Here is a 557-nt window from a genome sequence, read left to right on the forward strand (position 1 = left end):
GTGCGAACAACTCAGCTGGTTTTTGGTATGTTTGTTGCTTCTTTTTACAAAACCTCCTATGAAATATCTTGTCTGTTTGTTGTTCATTTGTTTTGCCGCATCTTGCTCTCAGCAGTGCACAACGGACGTAATTTGTGGTCGGGACCTCGATAATATTACTTTCTACGGGTATTCATATACGGAATTGGACACCATTGTACTAAAATGGTACAAAGCCGGCAGCAATTTTAGCCAACAAACCAACGAGCAGCATTTTTATTTAGACAGCACAGCTAAAGCTATGGATAACTCTAATTATTATGCTGTGGCTCTTGATAAAAGTGCACCGACTGATAGTTTAAGATTGCTTAGGTTATTTTATTTAAATCAAGTGCCAGATGGCAACACAGCGGCGGATTTCGAATTGTTCATCCCAGCGAACAATCGAACTTACCGGGTGTCCGATATATTGCTTGACGGCGACTATAAAATAGTTCAGTCTCATGCTTGTAGCAAAGCCCCTTCCGGTGGCTTCTGCTATCGGCACATTGTCTCCCACAAAATCGACGGCGTGTCAG

Annotated in this window: 1 protein-coding gene; it reads left to right on the forward strand. The window is 42.2% G+C overall.

The features are described 5' to 3' along the window. Positions 1 to 184: 184 nt before the first annotated feature. A partial coding sequence (locus P2W82_RS24700) for a hypothetical protein (protein ID WP_336518632.1) occupies positions 185 to 557 on the forward strand: 373 nt, incomplete at its 3' end.

It is taken from the genome of Pollutibacter soli (assembly GCA_029269725.1).
In the GTDB taxonomy this organism is placed as follows: Bacteria; Bacteroidota; Bacteroidia; order Chitinophagales; family Chitinophagaceae; genus Pollutibacter; species Pollutibacter soli.